The sequence below is a fragment of the Micromonospora sp. NPDC023633 genome (assembly GCF_040640035.1).
Lineage (GTDB): Bacteria > Actinomycetota > Actinomycetes > Mycobacteriales > Micromonosporaceae > Micromonospora.
In genome coordinates, this window is the sequence record NZ_JBFABB010000069.1 from 1 (window position 1) to 18,625 (window position 18,625).

Annotated in this window: 20 protein-coding genes and 2 pseudogenes; 14 read left to right on the plus strand and 8 right to left on the minus strand. The window is 71.6% G+C overall.

The annotated features are described in order from the left end of the window. Together AB0G13_RS21200 and AB0G13_RS21205 are read left to right on the plus strand one after the other, a co-directional pair. Positions 1-498 (plus strand): transposase (locus AB0G13_RS21200; protein ID WP_357876657.1); only part of this gene is annotated, 498 nt, incomplete at its 5' end. Between the two features lie 769 nt (positions 499-1,267). Continuing rightward, a pseudogene (locus AB0G13_RS21205) lies at positions 1,268-1,588 on the plus strand (transposase); the annotation flags it as partial. Positions 1,589-1,659: 71 nt separating this feature from the next. On the opposite strand, the gene AB0G13_RS21210 reads toward AB0G13_RS21205, so the two are convergent. Beyond that, positions 1,660-1,824 (minus strand): hypothetical protein, encoded by a 165-nt coding sequence (locus AB0G13_RS21210; protein ID WP_357876659.1) that lies wholly within the window; start codon positions 1,822-1,824, stop codon positions 1,660-1,662. Between the two features lie 170 nt (positions 1,825-1,994). Here AB0G13_RS21210 and AB0G13_RS21215 point away from each other — a divergent pair, with 170 nt between their 5' ends. The 3 genes and pseudogenes from AB0G13_RS21215 to AB0G13_RS21225 all read left to right on the plus strand — a co-directional run. After that, entirely contained in the window at positions 1,995-2,882 is an 888-nt protein-coding gene (locus AB0G13_RS21215; RefSeq protein WP_357876661.1) for a GNAT family N-acetyltransferase, read from the plus strand. 332 nt (positions 2,883-3,214) lie between these two features. Then, entirely contained in the window at positions 3,215-3,817 is a 603-nt protein-coding gene (locus tag AB0G13_RS21220; RefSeq protein ID WP_357876663.1) for a hypothetical protein, read from the plus strand. Between the two features lie 47 nt (positions 3,818-3,864). Further along, positions 3,865-4,002: pseudogene (locus AB0G13_RS21225) on the plus strand (transposase); the annotation flags it as partial. A 51-nt stretch (positions 4,003-4,053) separates the two neighbouring features. Here AB0G13_RS21225 and AB0G13_RS21230 read toward each other — a convergent pair. The 3 genes from AB0G13_RS21230 to AB0G13_RS21240 form a co-directional block, all read right to left on the minus strand. Beyond that, on the minus strand, positions 4,054-4,401 hold the full coding sequence (locus AB0G13_RS21230) for a hypothetical protein (RefSeq protein ID WP_357876665.1): 348 nt from the start codon (positions 4,399-4,401) through the stop codon (positions 4,054-4,056). A gap of 59 nt (positions 4,402-4,460) precedes the next feature. Continuing rightward, positions 4,461-4,895 (minus strand): hypothetical protein, encoded by a 435-nt coding sequence (locus AB0G13_RS21235; protein ID WP_357876667.1) that lies wholly within the window; start codon positions 4,893-4,895, stop codon positions 4,461-4,463. 101 nt (positions 4,896-4,996) lie between these two features. Continuing rightward, positions 4,997-5,977 carry a helix-turn-helix domain-containing protein gene (locus tag AB0G13_RS21240; RefSeq protein WP_357876669.1) on the minus strand — a complete coding sequence of 327 codons (981 nt, stop codon included), beginning with the start codon at positions 5,975-5,977 and terminating at the stop codon, positions 4,997-4,999. Positions 5,978-6,698: 721 nt separating this feature from the next. Between AB0G13_RS21240 and rox the strand changes: the two genes are divergently transcribed. Then, entirely contained in the window at positions 6,699-8,126 is a 1,428-nt protein-coding gene (rox, locus tag AB0G13_RS21245; RefSeq protein ID WP_357876671.1) for a rifampin monooxygenase, read from the plus strand. A 180-nt stretch (positions 8,127-8,306) separates the two neighbouring features. On the opposite strand, the gene AB0G13_RS21250 is transcribed toward rox, so the two are convergent. Then, the gene (locus AB0G13_RS21250; RefSeq protein WP_357876673.1) at positions 8,307-8,882 is read right to left on the minus strand and encodes a TetR/AcrR family transcriptional regulator; all 576 of its coding nucleotides are present in this window, start codon (positions 8,880-8,882) and stop codon (positions 8,307-8,309) included. Between the two features lie 116 nt (positions 8,883-8,998). Between AB0G13_RS21250 and AB0G13_RS21255 the strand changes: the two genes are divergently transcribed. After that, positions 8,999-10,540 (plus strand): MFS transporter, encoded by a 1,542-nt coding sequence (locus AB0G13_RS21255; protein WP_357876675.1) that lies wholly within the window; start codon positions 8,999-9,001, stop codon positions 10,538-10,540. Positions 10,541-10,556: 16 nt separating this feature from the next. Here the strand turns inward: AB0G13_RS21255 and AB0G13_RS21260 are convergent, their stop codons facing one another. Together AB0G13_RS21260 and AB0G13_RS21265 are read right to left on the minus strand one after the other, a co-directional pair. Next, positions 10,557-11,006 (minus strand): hypothetical protein, encoded by a 450-nt coding sequence (locus AB0G13_RS21260; protein ID WP_357876677.1) that lies wholly within the window; start codon positions 11,004-11,006, stop codon positions 10,557-10,559. Positions 11,007-11,062: 56 nt separating this feature from the next. Then, a complete protein-coding gene (locus tag AB0G13_RS21265; protein ID WP_357876679.1) occupies positions 11,063-11,425 on the minus strand; it encodes a cyclic-phosphate processing receiver domain-containing protein in 363 nt (120 codons plus the stop codon). 235 nt (positions 11,426-11,660) lie between these two features. On the opposite strand from AB0G13_RS21265, the gene AB0G13_RS21270 reads away from it, so the two are divergent. From AB0G13_RS21270 to AB0G13_RS21290, 5 genes are all read left to right on the plus strand, one after another. Continuing rightward, positions 11,661-12,464: a hypothetical protein gene (locus AB0G13_RS21270; protein ID WP_357876681.1), complete on the plus strand. Its 804-nt coding sequence runs from the start codon at positions 11,661-11,663 to the stop codon at positions 12,462-12,464. Positions 12,465-12,588: 124 nt separating this feature from the next. Continuing rightward, positions 12,589-12,858: a GNAT family N-acetyltransferase gene (locus AB0G13_RS21275; RefSeq protein ID WP_357876683.1), complete on the plus strand. Its 270-nt coding sequence runs from the start codon at positions 12,589-12,591 to the stop codon at positions 12,856-12,858. A 118-nt stretch (positions 12,859-12,976) separates the two neighbouring features. Beyond that, the gene (locus AB0G13_RS21280; protein ID WP_357876685.1) at positions 12,977-13,903 is read left to right on the plus strand and encodes a phosphotransferase; all 927 of its coding nucleotides are present in this window, start codon (positions 12,977-12,979) and stop codon (positions 13,901-13,903) included. 278 nt (positions 13,904-14,181) lie between these two features. Beyond that, complete coding sequence (locus AB0G13_RS21285; protein WP_357876687.1) at positions 14,182-14,772, plus strand: hypothetical protein; 591 nt, start codon at positions 14,182-14,184, stop codon at positions 14,770-14,772. A gap of 11 nt (positions 14,773-14,783) precedes the next feature. Beyond that, entirely contained in the window at positions 14,784-15,056 is a 273-nt protein-coding gene (locus AB0G13_RS21290) for a hypothetical protein (RefSeq protein ID WP_357876689.1), read from the plus strand. 368 nt (positions 15,057-15,424) lie between these two features. Here the strand turns inward: AB0G13_RS21290 and AB0G13_RS21295 are convergent, their stop codons facing one another. Continuing rightward, positions 15,425-16,171 carry a hypothetical protein gene (locus AB0G13_RS21295; protein ID WP_357876691.1) on the minus strand — a complete coding sequence of 249 codons (747 nt, stop codon included), beginning with the start codon at positions 16,169-16,171 and terminating at the stop codon, positions 15,425-15,427. Positions 16,172-16,304: 133 nt separating this feature from the next. On the opposite strand from AB0G13_RS21295, the gene AB0G13_RS21300 reads away from it, so the two are divergent. Together AB0G13_RS21300 and AB0G13_RS21305 are read left to right on the plus strand one after the other, a co-directional pair. Next, on the plus strand, positions 16,305-16,904 hold the full coding sequence (locus AB0G13_RS21300) for a TetR/AcrR family transcriptional regulator (protein ID WP_357876693.1): 600 nt from the start codon (positions 16,305-16,307) through the stop codon (positions 16,902-16,904). Beyond that, entirely contained in the window at positions 16,901-18,529 is a 1,629-nt protein-coding gene (locus tag AB0G13_RS21305; protein ID WP_357876695.1) for an isovaleryl-CoA dehydrogenase, read from the plus strand. Before AB0G13_RS21300 ends, AB0G13_RS21305 begins: the two co-directional genes overlap by 4 nt. Positions 18,530-18,625 lie beyond the last annotated feature (96 nt).

Below are 18,625 nucleotides of genomic sequence, written 5' to 3' on the forward strand. Positions count from 1 at the left end.
GGCACCACCCCGGTCGTCCCGGTCTGCGGCAAGGGATCCGGTCGCGTCTCGATCGCCGGGCTGACCTGTTACCGGCCCGGGCAGCGGTCGCGGTTCATCTACCGGACGATCGTGCACCGCGGCCGCAAGAACGAGCGCCGCAGCTTCAGCGAACGCGACTACATCGCACTGCTGGATGCCGCCCACCAACAGCTCGACGGCCCGATCGTGTGCGTCTGGGACAACCTGAACACCCACGTCTCCGCCGCCATGCGGCAGATGATCGACGCCCGGGACTGGCTGACCGTCATCCGGCTACCGGCCTACGCCCCGGACCTGAACCCGACCGAGGCAGTGTGGTCCCACCTCAAACGCAGCATCGGCAACCTCGCCGTGACCGGCGTCGACCACCTCCTCGCGATCATCAAGAACCGACTCAAGAGCATCCAGTACCGCACCGACCTACTCGACGGCTTCCTCGCTCACACCGGACTGACACTCGAACCCGACACAACCTGACCGTTCAAGATCTGTAGCAAAGCCGCACACCCCAGCCCCGGACAGGAAGGCAGCGAGAAGGCAGCGAAACGGCCGGAGGGCGTCGACAACGGGCGACAGCAGTCAGCAACGGAGCCGCGTTTCGAGGTGCAAGAGAGCATCGGATGACATCCGACGATGCGCCGCAACCGCGTTCACACCGAAGAGGTCACTGGTTCGATCCCAGTATCGCCCACCAGGTAGAGGCCCGGATCACATCGATGATCCGGGCCTCTAGCCATTCCTGAGTGACTAACTGAGTGACGCCGATCCGGACGAGGTCGACGAGTTGGGCGGCATCTGCACGTTCAGCCAGCCTCGCACGCTCTACTACGCGGCGGATGCCCTCGCTTGGCTTCCAAACGAGCAGGCCAGGTTGTCGACTTCTCAACCCGGGCCGTCAACGCCTACGCCAACCCCAACGACCCAGCAGGGGCGTTCGGCGACCAGGCAGGATCTCAAGCAGACCTCGCGATAGCCCGGATCGCTGCCCGTAACTTGGAGGGCGCCATCGACGCCGTCACTCCGGTGCTGGAGTTGCCGCCGGGTCAACGCATCAACGGGATCGTCCACTCGGTGCAGCGCGTTCACTAGTGTCCCGAGTCGTTAATTCGGCCGCAGATAGTAAGCTGTCGGGATGGCCGGTCGTCCGCGTGGCGTGGACTGACTGATGACGAGCGTGCGTGTCTGACCCGGTGGGCACGGCGCGGTAAGTCATCGCAGGCGTTGGCGTGTCGCTGCCCGGTTCGCACGGGTGGAGCCACGCCGGACGGCCGGACAGTTCGTGGAAGGGCTGCTGTCGGACGCCGAACGCAAGACCTGCTGGTCGCTTGCGGAGCGGGCAGGTCACGATGATCCGCAGGCGATGCAGCGGCTGCTGCGCACGGCGGTGTGGGACGCCGACGCCGTCCGCGATGACGTGAGGGCCTGGCTGGTCGGCCAGCTCGGTCACCCCGACGCGCTGTTCGTTCCCCCGTGCGAGCAGCGCCGTCCTCGACCGCTCGACGCATGGCGCGATGCGACGCGCGATGCAGGGGAGCGCGGTCATAGGTCTCGGTGTGGCCGGGGTTGAGCAGCAGGTTGAGCGCTGTGTGTGCTCCGGTGCGTTGCGGGTCGTCGTGGTCGCGCCAGCCCGATGGATATTCATGCCGGTTGGGGCTGGTCGATGTGGTGGTCCACCCAGCGTTCGGGAATGGTCAGGGCGTCGTCGTCGACGGCGGTGGCGGTGCTCTGGGCGTGCTGGTGGGCCGCCAGTTCACCAACTACAGGTAACGCAGCCCCGGCCGGCCTGGTCATCGCGTCGACCACGCTGCTTCACCTGGGCAGACGTCGTCACCAGTGGTCGTCCTTCGTCGTTCCGGATCGGCTTTCGACGGCCTGGTGACGGCCTGGACACAGACATTCGGCGAACCGTGACGAGAGTGCCGGCTCCCTACAAAATCGATGGTGCCAGGTCGCTCTTTGGGTTTGGGTGAACCATGAGCATCATTTTGAGCACCCCGAGCGTTGATGAGCTGTCACCAGCGGTGGACGCGCTCAAGGGGTGGCAGCACGACGGGGGACCGCTGCATCTGCATCCCGGCGATCTCGGCTGGCACTCGATACGTGGTGCCGAGGCTACGGCCGCTGCCATCCGGATGTGGTCGCGCGACGGGGAGGTTCTCGCGATCGGGCTGCTGGACGGCCCCGAACTGGTGCGCATGGCCGTCGCTCCCAATTGGCGTGATGACGAGGCATTGGCCCGCCGGCTCGCCGCTGATCTGGACGAACCAGGGCGTGTCCTGGCTCCCGACGGTGCGACCGTCGAAGCCCGAGGTGCGGGGCTTCTCACCCAGTTACTGCTGAAGCGGGGTTGGGAGCGGGATGAGCCGTGGACAACGTTCCACCGCAGTCTCTCGGACCCGGTGGAGGACTGCGGTCTGCGCATCGAGACGATCGAGCCCGATCGCGCCGAGGTGTGGGTCGCCGTCCACTGGTCCGCGTTCCGCGGGTCGCCCTTCACTGATGCCGACCGACGCCGCACGGTCGGAGGTTGGCTCGCCATGGTTGGTGGCCCGTTCTACGGTGACGCACGCTGCCTCGCCGCATTCGATCAGAACGACGACGCCGTGGCAGTGGCGGCTGTGTGGTCAGCCGGCCCGGGGCGGCCAGGATTGCTGGAACCGATGGGCGTCCACCGCAGTCACCGAGGCCATGGTTACGGCACGGCGATCACGCTTGCCGCCGCTGCGGCCCTTCGCGACATGGGTTCGTCCAGCGCGAGTGTGTGCGTGGAGAGTTCCAACGTCGGCGCCGTAGCTACCTACACCTCGGCCGGCTTCACGCCGTCAGACGAGGTGGCCGATCTGCGCCGCGGTTCCCGGTGACCACCGGGCGAAGGTCGATACCCGTCGGGCAGGTAGTCGTAGCCAGCGGGCCGCACTGATCTGGTTCTAGTCTGGTCGACGCCGCGCGTGCGTACCTCCAGATCGGCGATGTGACCGAGGCGGCTCGGTCGCTGATGCGGGCCGACAACATCGCGCCGTCGGAGATACGGCACCGACCGGCGGCGCGGAACGTCGTCGTCGAGGTCGCCCAACATCCGGACGCGCCTACGGCGATCACTGATTTCGCCACCAGTCTGGGCCTGGTCTGAGCGCGGGCGCCCTTCGGACGACCGGACGTGGGGATGTCCGCCTCTGCTGTTACTTTGCCGGCCGTGAATGACCAGTTGACATGGATCGACCGGATCATCGAGGTGACCGGATGGTGCCACGAGCCCGAGGGTGGTGCCGGCTGGGAGCAGGTGGAAACCGAGCTGGGCGTGGCGCTGCCGTCGGACTTCAAGGAACTGTGTCGATGGTTCGTGCCGGGGGCGTTCTACGCGTACCTGGACCTTCTGCGGCCGACCGACGACCACGCGCGGCCGCTGCTTCGGACGTGGGCCTTTTCTCGGCAATGGGCAGCCGGGCATGAGTCCGCGCGGCTGTGGGCCCCCTACGAGATGTACGAGCCCGACAAGGGATCGGGGCTGATCCAGTGGGGCAGCGATCAGACCGAGGGGGAGTACTACTGGCTGGCGGACCGCTCGGTGGAGCCCGACCGGTGGCCTGTGGTCGCGCGGTGGGACGGCATCGAGCCGTGGCACCAGCTCGACATGTCGACGGCCGAGTTCGTCTACCGGGTGATCGCGGATCCGGAGTTCAAGCCGTTCACGGTGGCCGACCCACCGCGGCGACCCTTCTATCTGCCGCACTGGGCGCCGCTCCCGATGAACGCTGACGACTGGGACGCTCTCACCGACCCGAATCGCAAAGGCTGAACCACGTCCTCGGACCGCTGCCGTTCGGGGGCAACAGTCAGCGGCCCGACCGGCTTCGCTGCGAAGCCGTCCTGGCGCACCTCTGCGGAGCTGCACCCGTCCCCGCGAGTTCGGGACGGGTGCGCCGCCGTCGCCTCCACCGGGGAGGCGACCGCGGCGCCGACCACGCCCCGCACACCATCGCGCTCTGCCGTCTGTGACGGCCTTGGATCTGAATGCTGGTGCGCGGCTGCGGCTCAGACGCCGCAGGAGACCGTCGCGCCTCCGCCGGAGAGCAGGTCGCTTCGGGACCAGCCCGACACGCCGGTCGCGCGGTTGTGCAGGTAGGTCCAGCGGGCGCCGTCGTGCCCGGTCCGCCAGCAGCGGAACGTCGCGGTCTGACCGGGCTGGCCGTGGCCGCGTGAGGTGCAGTCGGGGCCGGGCCCGGTGCGGATGTTGATGCCGGTCCCGGCGAACATGCCGTTGACCTGCGGCTCGAAGCTGGCGATCCCCTGCGGGCAGGACGCTTGGGCCGGAGCGGCGACCGCCAGCACGGCGGCGCCGCCCAACATGACGGCGGCGATCGAAATACGCGCGAGTCTCATGTGGATCTCCTCGACGATGTGACGGAACTGCGGGCTCAGCCGTGCCGGTGGATGCGGGATCAGAAGTGGGGATCGAGACCGCTGCCCCAGGTGTACGAACCGGTGGCGGACAGCCGGAAGTCACATTGGATGTGGTACGACCAGCCGCCGTTCTCCTCGGTGAGGTAGCTGTGATGCCGGTAGGTTCCGGCGCTGGGGACCCCGGGCCAGAGTTGGTCCGTCCAGGTGTACGTGCCGGGCAGGATGCGGCCGGTGTAGGTCTCGCATGGTGCCGATGTGGGGAAGGTCCACCAGCCGTAGGTGCCGTCCCTGAGCGTGATCTCGCGGCTGACGAGTGCGACCGGCATCCCGCTGTTCGGCGCGGCGGTCAGGTCTTGGGTCTTCTGGTTGTAGGCCACGTCGGCGGCCCGCGCCGTGCCGGACATGACCGGCAGCATGGCGAGGACCAGGGCCGCGGCGGTGGCCCGGTAGAGTCTCTTTGCCCACGAGCGCATGATTTTCCCTTCTCAGTGCTGTCGCTTCGGACAAGCCGACTTCCTGAGACGAGACTGCCCGCCGCATTCACACTTGTCGTTGTGGCGGGGTGCACAGGTGTTTAGTCTCCGTGCACGGTCGGGAGCTGCTGGCGAAACTCGCTGGGCGATTGGCCGTAACGGGCGCGGAACGCCTGGCTGAAATGCGCGGCGCTGGTGAATCCCCACCGTGCGGCGATCGCGTGGATCGCACGGGCGGCGAGCCGGGGTTCGGCGAGGTCGTGTCGGCACCGCTCGAGGCGCTGTTCGCGGATCCAGCCGGCGACGGTGTGCTCCTCCTGCTGGAACAGCTTGTGGAGGTAGCGCACGGAGATGTGGTGCGCTGCGGCGATCACGTCCGGGGTCAGGCCCGGGTCGCCGAGATGGCCGCGGATGAAGGCGTGGATGCGGGCGGTCAGCGCCCGCCGGCGCGTGTCCGCGGGGACGACCTTCTGGGTGTCCAGCGCGTCGGCCAACGCCGTGATCAGCACGTCGAGCGTCAGGGTGGCCACCCGCGCGGTCTCGGCCGGGGTCAGTTCGTCCATCTGGTCGGCGAGCTGTAGCAGGAAACGCGACGACAACGCGCCGACGCCGCGGGCGCCGGGAATGCGGACGGCGCTCAGTTCACGCAGTTCCCGGGGAGGAAACGGCAGCAGAGCGCGTGGGAAACGCAGGAGCAGCATCCGGCTCGTCGAATCGTCCGGCCGGAGTTCGGCCACGTACGGACGCGAGGTGTCGTAGAGCACGAGATCCCCGGCGCCGAACTCCGCGCGTCTGCCGTCCTGCGTCAGGGTGCCGCTGCCACTGACCATGCAGCTCACCTTGAACACTTCCGGGTCGGCCTGCCGGATCAGCCGGGGCGTGCGGCGCACCGAGTGCGCCGTCGTCGTCATCAGGGTCGCCTGCACCGGGCCGAACTCGCTGATGCCGACCCGCGCCTCGAATCCGGTCTCCGTCTGCCGCTCCCGGGCCAGGTCGTACGGTACCCAGAGCTTCGCGCTGACCTCGCGCCAGAAGGCGAACCGGTCGCCCGGCGAGACGTCGGCAGTGCTGACAACGTCCATCGACCAACCATAGTGACCGACCCGGGCGAGCCCATCGAATCAAGCCCGTCCGGTGGCCACTTCGAAGCCCTGCTGCCAGGGGAGCGAGCGTACGGCTGCGTCGTAGGCGTGGTCCGAGCCGCCGCCGGCCCCTCAGACATCGTGGACGGCGCCTCTGCGGGCCGCACGGTGTCAATGAAGGTCGTACGGATCCCGGGCAGCCAGTGCCGCAGCCTCCGACAACCCGAGGCGGCTGGCGACCCGCCGCCGCGTCCGGACCTGGGCGCGCGTTCGTGGCCGGAACTTCGGCTCCCGCGAGCACCCGCAGACCTGGAAACCCTCGTAGCGCAGCCCCGCCCCGAGAACCGCCGCTGCCAAGGCCGGGGGAGAAGGTGTCGACAGCAACCGGCCGGGACGACGACATCCGCCAGCCGCTGAGCGAGGACAGTCGCCCGTGGCGGACGACAAAAACAAAGGCAGGGAGATTGTCAGCTCCCCGCCACTCTCAACATATATCGCACCCGGGGCCTTGCGGCAAGACCCGGGTCGTGCCGCAGAATCGTCGACCGAGGGCAGAACCTGCCGAATTTAGAGATTCGTGACGTACGCGTGCTGTTGTCGGCGTATGGGCCAGGCAGGGACGTCGAACCGCAGGGCCGCGAACCGGCGCGGAGGGTGCGGGCGTACGCGCCGCCGAATGCGTGGAGCGGCTGGCCGGATCTCGACCTGAATGAGAGGTTCCATGATTGACGTGATCGTGGTCGGCGGTGGCCCGACCGGCTTGATGCTCGCCAGCGAGCTGCGGCTGCACGGCGTGCGCGCGCTCGTGCTGGAGAGGGAGGCGGAGCCGACCAGGTACGTCCGCGCGCTCGGCCTGCACGCGCGCAGCATCGAGGTGCTGGACCAGCGCGGGTTGCTGGAGCGGTTCCTCGCGCTCGGCAAGCAGTACCCGGTCGGCGGCTTCTTCGCCGGCATCGCCAAGCCGCCGCCGGACCGGCTGGACACCGCACACCCGTACGTCCTCGGCATCCCGCAGCCCACCACCGACCGCCTGCTGGAGGAGCGCGCCACGGAGCTCGGCGCCGAGATCCGGCGGGGCTGCGAGCTGGTGGGGCTGGGCCAGGACGACGACGGGGTGACCGCCGAGCTGGTCGACGGCACGCGGCTGCGCTCGCGCTACCTCGTCGGCTGCGACGGCGGACGTAGCACGGTGCGCAAGCTGCTCGGCGTCGGCTTCCCGGGCGAACCCACCCGGGTCGAGACGCTGCTGGGTGAGATGGAGGTGACCGCGGACCCGGAGACGGTGGCGGCCGTGGTGGCCGAGGTCCGTAAGACCCAACTGCGGTTCGGCGTCGGCCCCCTCGGGGACGGGGCGTACCGCGTCGTCGTGCCGGCCGAGGGGGTGGCCGAGGACCGCACGGTCCCGCCGACCATCGAGGACTTCCGGCGGCAGCTGCGGGTGTTCGCCGGCACCGACTTCGGCGTGCACTCACCGCGCTGGCTCTCCCGCTTCGGCGACGCCACCCGGCTGGCCGAGCGCTACCGCGTCGGCCGGGTGCTGCTGGCCGGCGACGCGGCACACATCCACCCGCCCACCGGTGGGCAGGGGCTCAACCTCGGCATCCAGGACGCGTTCAACCTCGGCTGGAAACTGGCCGCCGAGGTGCACGGCTGGGCGCCGGAAGGGCTGCTGGACAGCTACCACACCGAACGGCACCCGGTGGCCGCCGACGTGCTGGACAACACCCGCGCGCAGATGGAGCTGCTCTCCACCGAGCCGGGTCCCCGGGCGGTGCGCCGGCTGCTGTCGGAACTGATCGACTTCCAGGACGTGAACCGGTACCTGACCGAGAAGATCACTGCCATCGAGATCCGCTACGACTTCGGCGAGGGGCACGAACTGCTCGGCAAGCGGATGCGCGACATCGGCTTGACGCGGGGCCGCCTCTACGGGCTGCTGCACGGCGGTCGCGGACTACTGCTCGACCGGACCGGCCGGCTCTCGGTCGCCGGGTGGGCCGACCGGATCGACCACGTCGTCGACGGCAGCGAGGAACTGGATGTGCCCGCCGTGCTGCTGCGGCCGGACGGTCACGTGGCCTGGGTCGGCGAAGACCAGGCGGACCTCCTCAGCCAGATACCGAGGTGGTTCGGCGCTGCCGTCAGCTGAGCGCGCAGTGGGAGTACCCCCGGCAGCGCGTTGGTGGTCGCCCGAGCGGGGGGCTGGTCGTGGGCGGCCTCCATCGGGAGGACCCGGGGGGCCGTGACGTGCCCAGGCCCTGGTCGACCGGGACCGGGCCGTCCAGGGCCTGACTCGCCGTGCGTGTCGAGCGCCGCGTCCAAGCCCTGCTCAACGCGCGTCGACGAGTGGGCCCTCGTCGCGGGACAGCCGGATGAGCAGGTCCCGCAGGTGCTTCGCCTCGTCCGGATCCGTACCGCCTCCGTAGAGACTGGCGACGGCGGCCCCGTCCGCGGCGAGGGTGATGAGCCGCACCCGGTCCGGGTCCAGGCCGTCGGCGTCCAGCGCCTCGTTCCAGGTCCGGTTGTCCTCCTGCAGGAACTCGGCCACGGCCGGAACGCCGGCCAGCGTGGCGGCCAGGATGACGTGCTCCGGGACCGTCGACCCGTCGCCCAGCCCGTCGAGGGTCGCCCTGACGTAGCCGCGTACCAGCCGGCCCCGGGCGTGGTCGCGCGGATCGACGGCGGCGTGCACGGCGGTGGTGAACTGCTCCGCCAGGTCGCGGGCCAGTTCCAGCAGCAGCTGTTCCCGACTGCGGAAGTGGTGCAGCAGCCCGCCCTTGGAGACCCCGGCGGTGCGGGCGATGAGATCCAGGCTGACGCGCGCACCGTGTGCGACGACAGCACGGGCGGCAGCATCCAGCACCACCCGGCGGGTCCTGGCGGTGTCACGTTCGCGAGGCGGCATGCCCGTGTCCTCCGTTCCTGAGCTTTCCGACCGCGCCGGTGGGGTGTCAGGCGCATCACCACCTTAGCCGACCAAATGGCTTGCACAGCCGACCATTTGGTCCGTAGTTTGGCGGCATGAGCGATGCGGATCTGGCACCCGGCCCTGCCGGCGCTACCGCCGCCAGCGGACGCGCCGGCTTCCGGCAGTGGGCCGCCCTGGCCGCGTTGACCTTGGCCGTCACACTGCTGGCCGTCGACGGCACCGTGCTGGCGCTGGCCGTGCCCGCACTGGTCGCGGAGCTGGAGCCCACCGCCACGCAGCTGCTCTGGATCGGCGACGCCTATTCCTTCGCCCTCGCCGGCCTGCTGATCAGCATGGGGACGCTGGCCGATCGCATCGGGCGCAAGCGGCTACTGCTGATCGGCGTCGCCGGCTTCGGCGCCGCGTCGCTGCTGGCGGCCTTCGCTCCCAGCGCCGGCTGGCTGATCGCGGCCCGGGTGCTGCTCGGCGTGGCGGGCGCCACGCTCATGCCCTCGACGCTGTCGATCGTGCGCAACATCTTCACCGAGGCGCGTCAGCGCACCCGCGCCGTCGCCGTCTGGTCGGCCGGTGCCTCCGGCGGCGCGGCGCTCGGGCCTCTGGTCGGTGGAGTTCTGCTGGAGCACTACTGGTGGGGCTCCGTCTTCGTGATCAACGTCCCGGTCATGCTGCTGGTGCTGGCCGGCGTCGCCGCCCTGGTGCCCGAGTCGCGCGACCCGCGTCCCGGGCGCTTCGACCTGCTCAGCGCCCTGCTGTCGGTGGCGGCGATCGTCGCCCTGGTCTGGGCCGTCAAGCACGCCGCCAACGCCGGCCTCGACCTGGCCGGTGTCGGCGCGGCCGCGGTCGGCCTCGTCGGCGCGGTGCTGTTCGTGCGCCGTCAGCGCCGCCTGTCCGCCCCGCTCGTGGACCTCACGCTGTTCGCCCGTCCGGTCTTCACCGGCACCGTCGTCGCCAGCCTGATCGCCATCTTCGCCTTCAGCGGCCTGCTGTTCTTCTTCTCCCAGTACCTGCAACTCGTGCGCGGCTACTCGCCGCTTCAGGCGGGCCTCCGTGAACTGCCGCTGACCCTGGCCTCCATCGCGGTCGTCGCCATCGCCGCTGCCGTGCTCGCCCGCCTCGGCGTCGGGCGTGCGCTCAGCGTCGCGCTGCTGACCGCGGGCGCCGGCATGGTCGTCCTCACGTTCGGCGAGGGCTATGCGGGCTACGCGCCGCTGGCACTGGGCCTGGTCGTCATCGGCCTGGGCGTCGGCCTCGCCTTCACCGCCGCCACCGACGCGGTGCTCGGCGCGGTGCCGAAGGACCGGGCGGGCTCCGCCTCAGCCATCTCCGAGATGGCGTACGAGCTCGGCGTCGCCCTGGGCATCGCGCTGCTCGGCACCCTGCAGACCGTCCTCTACAGGTCGGCCCTGCCCGACCTGTCGACCCTGCCCGGCCCGACCGGCGACGCGGTGCACGAGTCACTGGCCGCCGCCGACAAGGCGCTGAACGGCGACGGGCAGCAGGGAGTCGAGATCCTGGCCGCCGCCCGCGAGGCCTTCGTCCACGCCATGCAGGCGACCTCGCTCATCGCGGCAGTCCTGCTGGTCGCGGCTGGCGTGGTCGCCTGGAAGCTCGTCCCGTCCCCCCGCGCCTCGTAGCCCGTCGGCGTCGCGTTCAGTCGAACCAGTTGAACAGCAGATCTCCGAGCCGACCCGGCTGGTGGTAGGCGACGTCGCGGCATTCGTCCTCGGCGAGAAGCCGCACGTGACGGTCGCCGAGGGGCTGGGCCAGCTCCGCGGCGGTCGCGACCCGCAACCCCGCCTGGCGGAAGGCGTCGCCGGCGGGTACGTCCACGAACCTCGCGGTGACCGAGTGACGGTCCTGTGGCTCGGCCGCAGCGACCAGCGACACTGCGGCGTTGAACAGGATCTCCAGCGGCGTGCCGTCGCGGAGCCGCACGCCGACCCGGTAGTAGTTCCGGCCGACGGCGGGCTCCTCCACAGCAGTCGTGACGACCCCGCCGAACGCCCTCATGCCCTCGTGTACCGCGGCGAGCCACGCGGCACGAGCGGCCGGATCGCGGCGAGGCTTCGTCACCCCCGCCCGTGGCAGGTGTCCGCTCACTGCCCTCTCCTGCCGTCGATGACTTGTTTTCCGGGCCCGCTGGAGCCACAGCTCGGTCACTCGATCAGGTAGCCGACCGCCGCGGAGCCGGACGTGATCCGGACCCGGTAGCCCCACCGTCGCAGAGCCTGGGCCATCTTGCTCGCGCCGGCCGGATTGGCGGAGTGGACATGGACGACGCCGATGTCGAACGGACGGCCTTCGAAGGCCGCACGTTCCAACACCTCCACGACCGGCCAGATCGTGTCGGCCCCACCGAGATCGTGATCGAGCCACAGCTCGTCCAACCGCTGGTCGTGGTGGCCTTTGAGAAGGGCGACCCCCGCGGCGCTGCTGCGTGCCACCTCGGCGTCACGGCCGTCGACGAGGGTACGCAGGTCGTCAATGAGCACGATTCGCCGAGGCTTGCTGCCGTCCACCGGAGCATCGTGCCCCATCACCCCGGGATCCGGGGCCCGGCAAACCGCCCCCCTCCCCGTGGTTGGGGACAGCGCCCGGCCGGCCGAGGACGTGGCGGGCGGCTCCGCCTCGACGGGGGAAGTAACCTGCTAACCGTCGACGGACGGCGCCGTGAGCGGGAGCCGGACGTGACCGCCGCAGGCGGCGTCGGGCTGACGGGCTCGGGCCGGCCGACCGCTTCGCGAGGAGACGACAGTGAGCAGAGACGCCCTGCGGTGGCCGATGTCGGTCGTCGCGTTCGTACTGGGCCTGACCGTGTTGACCGGCTGCGCCATCGACAAGGGCACGGCCCTCGCCGCGGATTTCGCGGAAGACTGGGCCGGCACGTCGGACGTCGCGGACATCGACACCACCAGGGACAACACGCTGCCCTTCCTCGGAACGGCGACCGGCGTGCTGATCGTCGAGGACGGCACGTCGGCCGACCGCGTCACCGAGCTGGCGGGAAAGCTGCGGGAGTACGTCGTCCGCCACGACACGATCACCGGCCGGATCACGGCGGACGGCGTCACCTTCACCGTCGTCGCGGACGAGGGGCGTACCGGCGAGGTGCTGGCGCTGTGGCGGTCGCTGACGGCGGACGACCGGGTGGTGGGCGGCGACGTCAGCGATGCGGCCGGGAGAGAGACCGGTCGCTGGCGGGCCAAGGTCACCGCGGTGGACGCCGCCGGCGCGCTGGCGGTGTTCATGGACATGGTCGCCGACGGCGGTCGGCACCAACCACTGTCGGACGTGACGTCCCTGGAGGTCGGCACGGGGCGCGGTGCGCGCTCCGGGCTCTCGGTGGAGACCGGCTTCGACGGCGGCGTCCCTGCCGAGGCGATCGCCGCGTACGAGGCGGTGGTCGTGCGGTGCGCCGTCGTCCACGCCTCCCTCAGACCCGATCGGGCGAGCATCGTCGTGGCCGCGAGCGTGGACCGCGCCCGAGCCGGCGAACTCGCCAGGCAGGCGGCGCCGACCCTCGACGCCGTCGAGATCACCAGCGCCAGCGGAGGCTGATCTCTGGCTGGTCGTGGGCGGAGACCCGCCCTACTCGGGAGGCGGGCGGTAGGGGAACGCGCGGCCCGCCCGCCCGACGACGAAGCCGGTCGCCACCGGGACGTCGCATCGCCAGACTGTGCGGATGAGCGACGCGCGGGTACGGCCGACCACCCTCGAACGGCACCTCGGGGTCGAGCCGGACAGCTGGGGCCGGGGAGTCGGTCGGCACCTGGTGCGGGCCGTCCCCGCCCACCTGGCGGGCGCGGGGTTCGTCCGGGCCGAGCTGAGCGTCTACGTGGACAACCCGCAGGCGGTGAGACTGTACGAGACCACCGGCTGGCTGCCGTACGGCGAGGCCACCCCGCACCCGCGCAGCGGTCGCCTGGAGCAGCGGTACCGACTCGACTGGTGACCGCGAGAGGCGCGAACCGTCAGCCACCGTACGGGATAGGATGTCGCGACGTGTACCGACGGACGGATGTTCGGATGGACCTCTCCGGGACGTTGCCCGAGCCGCCCCGCGACCGCCGATGACCGACCTGCGGCAAGCCCACGACGTCGCGCACGCGATCGCCGCCGCGGCCCTGGGCCGCGATCCCGGCCCGATGCGCACCGCTGACAGCAGCTCCCACCACGTCTACGTCGGCTCGGACGTCGTCGTGAAGATCATCGACGCCGCCGGTCACTCGCGACTGAACCGGGAGATCGCCCTCGCGCCCCACCTGCCCGCCGGCATCACGGCTCGTCTGCTCGACAGCGGGCTCCACCAGCTGGAGACGCACGAGGTCCGCTACGCCTGCTACGCCCGCGTGCCGGGGGTGGCCCCCGGCATGAGCATGCCCGGTGTGGACGGCGGGACCGCGCGCCGGTTGGCCGAGGAGGCAGTCCAGCGGCTGCACGCACTGCACAGCTGGACGCCGGCGGCCGACGCCCGGCAGACGCTGGAAGAGACGCTCGACCACGGCGGGTTCGTCAGCCGGGCCGCGCTCCTCGCCGAGGTGGAGAACCTCGCCGCCCTGAACCGGGACGGAATCGTGCCTCGCCGGGTGCTCGACGGCCTCACGGCGATCGCGGAGCGTGCGCCGTCGCACGCGCGCGCAGTCGTCCCGGTCCACGCCGACTGTCACTGGGGAAACTGGCTCGCTCACGATCGACGTGTGACGGCGCTGCTGGACTTCGAGTGGGCCCGCCTCGGTGAACCGGCCGACGACTGGTTCTTCCTGGCCCGGTTCGCCGGCCCACACATCGAGGCCGTCCTCGACGTCGTCGCCGGTGCGACGACGACGTCCTCGGCGACCCTCCGCGCCGAGTGTGAGGTTCGCGAAGCGAGCCATCTCGCCTCGGACCTGCGCATCGCGCTCCAACGCCCCGACGCCCCCGCGCACATGGTCGCCGACAACATCCGTCACCTCGACGAACTCGTCGTGGGACGCCTCTGGTGGCGCCACGCCCCGTGACCGGGAACGGTCGGCCGCACCGGAACGGCTGTCAGGCCCCCCGCCGGCCGGCCGGAACCCGGCTCTGGTTCCGCGACATCCGTCGGGCCACCGGACCGCGCGCCCGTCCGGGGTCGCGGACGGGCGGTCCCGTCGTCCGGCGGGGCGGACCGGCACCCGGTGAGGGTGACGATCCCCCGATCCCGCAGAGCGGGGCGAAGAACCGGGGGAAACTGCTCTAATCGGATGGAAGAAGCGGACGTCGAGCCGCTGCCGCCACCTGACGGAGGTGCATCAGCATGCAGATGACCGCGACCGACAACCATGCCGTGGCCCAGGCGGTCCACGACGTGGGCTCGGCCCTCTGGTTCGGTGGCACGGTGATGGGCGTCGCCGGGGTCAACAAGTCCGGCAGCGACCTGCAGCAGGGCATCGACCGGATCCGGGTCGCCGAGTCGGCGTGGGGCCGGTTCGGCCCCGTGCAGTGGCTGGGCATCGGCGCCACCATGCTCGCGAGCCTCCAACTGGCCCGCACAGGCGGACGCCGGATGGCGTTGCAGAAGGGCTTTGGCAGGGTGGGCGTGGCCAAGGCGGGCATCACCCTGCTCGGCGCGGCGGCCACCGGGTACGCCGCATACTGCGGGAAGCGGATCGGTCAGCTGGCCGAGGAGGCGCACCGGCGGGAGGACAGGATCGAGGTGCGGGACGCCACCCTGCCCACCCCGCAGACGCCCGACACGATCGCCACCTGGCAGCGTCGGCAACGGCTCGCGCAGTACGCGGTGCCGGCCCTGGCGGGGGCCAACATCGTCTGCGGCTCGTACCTGGTGCAGTCCTACCGGACGGGCGCGACCGCCAAGGGTGTGCTGCGCCGGCTGCTGCCCGGCTGAGGAGGGCGACGATGACCGACAGCGAGGATCCGCCGCCCCTGGGCCTGCCGCCGGAAGCCGACGCGGTCGAGCAGCGGCAGCCGTTGCTCGACGAGGGCCAGCCCGACGAGACGCCGGAGGCGCAGCCGCTGGACGCGACGGAGGCCGACCTGGCCGAACAGGGCGCCTCCGTGCCGGGCGAGCACGACCTGCCGGCGGGTGACCTGCCGGCGGACGCCAACCCCGCCGACGCCCTGGAACAACGCCAGCTGGTCGAGCGCGGCGACGAGGACCGCCGGGACTGAGGTGCGCGACGTGCGGGCCGGGGCCCGCAGTCTGCGCTCCGCGGCCGATCGGCGTGATCGGGAGACGCGACGGCACGCGATGCCCGGAAAGGACGAGCCGTCATGGCGAGGGAAAGACGCGCGCTAGGTGGGCGGTGGCCCGCCGGGTGGCCGCTGCTGGTGGCGGTCCTGGCGGTGGCTGCCGTCTCGGCGTTGCGGCGGTGGCCTTCCGACGCCGTTGCCGCCTGGCCGGACGTTCTCGACGGGGATACGGGCCCCCGGCGTCGGGTGGAGACCGGGCCTGTCGCGGTCGCCGAGCCCTGCGACGCCCGGAGCGCGGCGGATCTCGACGCCCGGTGACCGGCCGGCCTCGCCCGGCGACCGGATCCCTAGCCGCGCTCGTCCCATCGGTCGGCGTAGGGGAGGGCGAGCAGCCGTACGAGGTCGCACAGCTCGCCGGACGCGTCGTGGTCCCGCAGCACGGGCGGCGCGTGCCGCAGCACCCACATCGACAGCGCGAGGCACGACGTGTCCTCCTCGTCGCGCCAGCTCGACCAGGGCAGACGGTCGCCGCGCAGGTCGAACATCCACTCGTCGACCGCCGCGACCAGCCGCCGCCGGGCCGTCGGGTCGGCCAGCAGCTCCGCCCAGGTGGTCAGCCACGGGGCGAGCTGCCCGGTGACCTCGGCGACGAAGGCCAGGGCCTCGTGGGCGGGGACCTTCGCCCCAGGGTCGACCAGGGTGTGCTGCCACCAGGCGGCCAGGAACTCCCGTACCGCGTCGCGTTGCGCGGCGGGCCAGTCCTGCCAGCGGCCGGTGACGAACAGGCGGGCCAGGCTGTCCATCCCCGAGATGAACGCCACCTCGCCCGCCGCGAGGCGCCGGGTCACCGGGGGCAGGATCCGGCGCAGCAGCGGCCCCGGGTAGTGCCAGTCCGTGGTCCAGTACGTGCGGCGGAGCAGATCCTCGTCGAGCGGCGCGTCCGGGGTCTTGAGCAGTGCCAGCTCATCGGCGCTGCCCCAGTGGCACTCGCAGTTGGACTCCCGCCGGTGGGCGGTCATGCCCCGGAAGGCGGCGGCCACGCCCGCCAGCGCCGCCTCCAGGCGGCGGTTCACGTCGGTCGGATCAGGGGTCACGGCGGGGCCGCCTTCGAGGACTCCGGGGCGTACGCCTGCCGAAGAGAAGGATCCTAGACCGCGTCGCGGGCCTGGCGTCCGCGGGAGCCACGCCGGCTTGCCGGCAAGGATTGAATGGTGGTTCAATCCTTGCGTGGTCTACCGGAGCACCGATCGCGTGAAGGCCCGGCTGAGCGCGTCCCGGGAGCGGATCATCGCCGCCGCGCTGGAGATCATGGCCGAGCGCGGCTACGCCGGCTGCTCGGTGGCCGCCGTCGCCGAGCGGGCCGGGTTGGCGACCGGCAGCGTCTACCGGCACTTTCCCACCAAGGCCGACCTGGTCGCCGAGGTGTTCCGCACGGCCTCGCAGCGCGAGGTGGACGCGGTGGCCCGCGCGGCGGCGCTGGAGACCACCGTCGCCGAGCGGGTCTCCGCCGTCATCGAGACGTTCGCCGGCCGGGCGCTGCGGTCCCCGCGGTTGGCCTACGCCCTGCTCGCCGAGCCGGCCGACCCGGCGGTCGACGCCGAGCGGCTCGTCTTCCGCCGCGCCTACGCCGAGCTGATCGCCGACTACGTCGCGGAGGGGGTGGCGAAGGGCGAACTCCCCCCGCAGGATCCCGAGCTGACCGCCACCGCGTTGGTCGGCGCCCTGGCCGAGGCCATGGTCGGTCCCCTGGCCGCCGGGGTCGTTGGGCCGCGCACCATCCCGCACCTGATCACGTTCCTCCACCGCGCGCTGGGAGTGTCGCCGTGACGACGCACGAGGTCTTCAACCAGGTTCCCCCGCTGGTCGGTCACGACGCGGCCGACGACCCGGCGCTGCTCGACGGGCTCGAACGCGAGGGCGCCGGCTGGGCCGCCGCGGAGCTGCACGAGCTCGGCCGGTCGGGCGGCGGCGAGCAGGCGATCGAGTACGGGCGGCTGGCCAACGAACATCCGCCGGTCCTGCGCACCCACGACCGGCACGGCCACCGGATCGACGAGGTGGAGTTCCACCCGGCCTGGCACGAGCTGATGCGTACCGCGGTCACCCACGGCCTGCACGCCGCACCGTGGGCGGACGACCGGCCCGGCGCGCACGTGGCCCGCGCGGCCAAGTTCTACACCTGGCGCCCCGACGCCGGCCACGGCTGCCCGATCTCGATGACCTACGCCGCCGTGCCGGCGCTGCGGCACGCCCCGGAGCTGGCCGCGCGGTACGAGCCGCTGCTCACCGCCACGACGTACGACTTCGGGCTGCGTCCGCCGCTGGCCAAGCGGGGACTGCTGGCCGGCATGTCGATGACGGAGAAGCAGGGCGGCTCGGACGTACGCGCCAACACCACCACCGCGCAGCCCGAGCCGGACGGCACCTACCGGCTCCTCGGGCACAAGTGGTTCACGTCGGCGCCGATGTGTGACGTCTTCCTCACCCTCGCCCAGGCGCCGGGCGGGCTCACCTGCTTCCTCGTCCCGCGCGTCCTGCCGGACGGCACGCGTAACCCGATGCGGCTGATGCGCCTCAAGGACAAGCTCGGCAACCGCTCCAACGCCTCGGCCGAGGTCGAGTACGAGCACGCGGTCGCCTGGCGGGTCGGGGACGAGGGCCGCGGGGTGCGCACCATCATCGACATGGTCAACCTCACCCGCCTCGACTGCGTGATCGGCGCGGCGGCCGGGATGCGCCAGGGCGTCATCACCGCCGCCCATCACGCCACCCACCGGGGGGCCTTCGGCCGGTACCTCGTCGACCAGCCTCTGATGCGCAACGTGCTCGCCGACCTCGCGGTCGAGAGCGAGGCCGCCACCGTCCTGATGATGCGGCTCGCCGGAGCGACCGACCGGTCGGCGCGCGGCGACGCCGGCGAGACCGCGTTCAAGCGGCTCGCCCTCGCCGTCGGCAAGTACTGGGTCTGCAAGCGCTGGCCGGCGCACGCCGCCGAGGCCCTGGAATGCCTGGGCGGCAACGGCTACGTCGAGGAGTCGGGCATGCCGAGGCTGTTCCGCGAGTCCCCGCTGAACTCGATCTGGGAGGGCTCCGGCAACGTCGCCGCGCTGGACGTGCTGCGCGCTCTCGCCAGGGAGCCGCAGGTCATGGAGGCGTTCCGGGCCGAGGTGGGCGCCGCCGCCGGCACCGACGCCCGACTCGACGTCGCCGTACGCCAGGTGCAGGCCGACCTGTCCGACCACGACGACGTCGAACTGCGGGCCCGCCGTGTCGTCGAACGGCTCGCCCTGGTCCTGCAGGGCTCGCTGCTGGTGCGGCACGGCCACCCCGCCGTCGCCGACGCCTTCTGCGCCTCCCGGCTCGGCGGCGACCACGGCCAGGCGTACGGCACGCTGCCCCGCGGCGTCGACTTCGCCGCGATCATCTCCCGCGCCGTACCCAAGGTCAGCTGACCGGAGGCGCCGGTCAGCCCGCCGGGCCGGGGCCTTCGCGGGGAGAACCGTGCCGGGGCGCCGCCCCCGTCTTCTGCCGGCCGGAAACCGGACGCC